This is a genomic window from Pseudomonas rosaeacicularis, from assembly GCF_057128745.1.
Map to the genome: position 1 here is coordinate 1 of NZ_JBSKHT010000032.1, position 3,038 is coordinate 3,038.

A 3,038-nucleotide genomic window follows, 5' to 3' on the forward strand; every position below is an offset into this window, starting at 1 on the left:
CCGCACCCGGTGCATGCCGCCACCGGCGCCAAAGTGCTGGGCGATGTCGAGGACCTGGATTTCTTCATCGCCGGGATTCTGCCCGTGGAGTGGCAGCGCTTCTACAACAGCCGCGATACCCGAACCGACAGCCTGTTCGGCGTGGGCTGGAGCGTGGCGTTTGAAGTCAGCGTGCGCATCGAGCCGCACCCCGAGGGTGGCGAACGGCTGATCTACACCGACGAGCAGGCGCGTGTCATCGACATGGGCTGTATCCCGTTGGGTGGCGCGGTGTACAGCGCCGGTGAAAGCCTGGCAGTGCGCCGACATGACAACGGCCAGTTGCTGATCGAGAGCGAGGACGGGCGTTATCACCTGTTTGAACCGGTTGCGACCGATTTGGGCTTGTTGCGCCTGACCGAGCTGGGCGATCGCAACGACAACCGGATCTTTCTCGATTACGACGACCTCGGGCGTCTGATCCATCTGCGCGACACCTACAACATCGTGCGCCTGCTGCTGGGGTATTCGCCACGCTGGTCCCGACGAATCGAGCAGATCGAACGGGTTTACATCGATGAAACACGCGAAGTACTGGCCCGTTATGACTACGACGCGCAAGGCCAACTGGCGCAAGTGTGGGACGCCCTTGGCCAGACGCAGCGGCGCTTTGTCTACCACGAGCAGCGCATGGTCGAGCATCAGTTGCCCAGCGGGCTGCGCTGTTTTTACCAGTGGGCGCTGATCGACGAGCGTGAGTGGCGGGTGGTTCAGCACTGGACCGATGAAGGCGATGCCTACCGCTTCGCCTACGACCTGAGCGCCGGGACCACCGTCGTCACCGACGGGCGGGGCCGCGTCAGCACCCGACACTGGAACGGCCAACACCAGATCACCCAATACCGCGACAACCTCGGCCACACCTGGCGGTTTACCTGGAACGACGAGCGCCAGTTGCTGGGGGCGGTCGATCCCCAGGGTGGGCAGTGGCATTACAGCTACGACGATGCTGGCAACCTGTGTTCGACCCAGGACCCGCTCGGGCGCCGCGACGCCACGGTGTTTCTTGAACAATGGGCGTTGCCCGTAGCGCAAACCGACACCGCCGGCCAGAGCTGGCACTACCGCTACGACAAGCGCGGCAACTGCACCCACGTCACCGACCCGTTGGGGCACGTCACCCACTACCGCTATGACGCGTACGGTCAACTGATCGAGATCGTCGACGCCAGCGGCAAAAGCAAAAAGCTGCGCTGGGACGCGATGGGGTATCTGGCTGAGCAGACCGACTGTTCAGGTTATGCCACGTATTTCAAATACGACCCTCGCGGCCATTTGACCACCGTGACCAACGCGATGAGCGAGAGCACGCGGTATCAGCACGACGCCTGCGGCAATCTGGTCAAACGCGAACTGGCCGATGGGCGCATCGAGCATTTTCATCGGGATCGCAGCGGACTGCTCACCCGCTACATCGACGCAACCGGCTCCCCGACCGTCTACCACTACGACCGGCGCGGCCAGTTGCAGCAGCGCATCGATGCCCATGAACGTCGGGTGCTATTGAGCTACGACGGCTATGGCCGGTTGCAGACCCTGACCAATGAAAATGGTGAGCGCTACGCGTTTGGCTGGGATGCCGGCGATCAACTGCTGAGCCAGCGAGATCTGGACGGCAGCGGGCGCTGTTACCGCTATGACGCGCTGGGCAACGTGAGCCAGGTGCTGCATGTGCCGGCCCCGCGTGATCCAAGAGATAACTTGCCGCTGACGCCGCGTCTGGCCCATGACTTCGAACATGATGCGCTGGGACGATTAACTGCCAAAGTCACCGACGACGGTCGTACGGACTATCAGTACGACGATGCCGACCGGCTCACCGGCATTTGTTTTACCGACAGCGCGGGCGTCGTGCAGACGCTGGGTTTTGCCTATGACGCGCTCGGGCAGCTGCTTGAAGAAACCTCAGCAGTGGGCGTGCTTGCACACCGTTACGACGAACTCGGCAACCGCAGCCAGAGCCAACTCCCGGACGGGCGCTGGCTCAATCGTCTGCATTACGGCAGCGGCCACCTGCACCAGATCAACCTCGACGGCCAGCTGATCTGCGACATCGAGCGCGACCGCCTGCACCGCGAAGTGCTGCGCAGCCAGGGCCAGCTGGCAACCGCGAGCCGGTACGACCCCACCGGACGCCTGCGCAGCCGCCAGCGTCAGTCGAGCGATCCGCTGCGCCAACACCCGCCGCTCGCGACCACCGATTACGAATACGACCCGACGGACAACCTGATCGAGCGCCGGGAGCGTCAGTCCAGCTATCGCCACCTGCTCGGCTACGACTCCAGCCACAGGATTCTCGGCGCCCAGGACTCGCGCCTCGGCATCCTCGAAACCCTCGCCTACGATCCCGCCGCCAACCTGCTCGACGGCCCGAAAAACAGCACCCCGCCGGTGCTCCACAACCAACTGCTGAGGTATCGGGACACGTCGTACCGCTACGACGGCTTCGGGCGAATGATCGAAAAACACAGCCGCCAGCGCGGGCGGCAAACCTTCGCCTACGACGCCGAACACCGACTGATCGAAGTGAAGGGCCAGAACGGCAACGTCGTGCGCATGACCTGCGACCCGCTCGGCCGACGCATCGGCAAAACCGAGCACCACCCGGAAGGCTACGAACTCGAAAATACCGCTTTCACCTGGGACGGCTTGCGTCTGCTGCATGAACAGCGTTACGGCCTCACCACGCTTTACGTGTACGCCGACGACGGCTACGAACCACTGGCCCGGGTCGAAGGTCACGGTCCCCACTCGATCACCCGCTACTACCACAACGACGTCAACGGCTTGCCCGAACGCCTCACCGACAGCGACGGCGAAACCGTCTGGAGCGCGACTTTCCAGATATGGGGCAACACCACCCAGGAAACCCGCGACCTGGGCTACGGCATAAACCAGAATCTGCGTTTCCAGGGCCAATACCTGGACCGCGAAACCGGCCTGCACTACAACACCTTCCGCTACTACGACCCCGACATCGGCCGCTTCACCACCCCCGA

1 protein-coding gene is annotated in these 3,038 nt (G+C 63.2%); it reads left to right on the forward strand.

The window, feature by feature from the left end; translation table 11 throughout:
- The coding region (locus ACWKWM_RS27785) for a DUF6531 domain-containing protein (RefSeq protein ID WP_483849167.1) at window positions 1-3,038 on the forward strand (3,038 nt) is incomplete at both ends.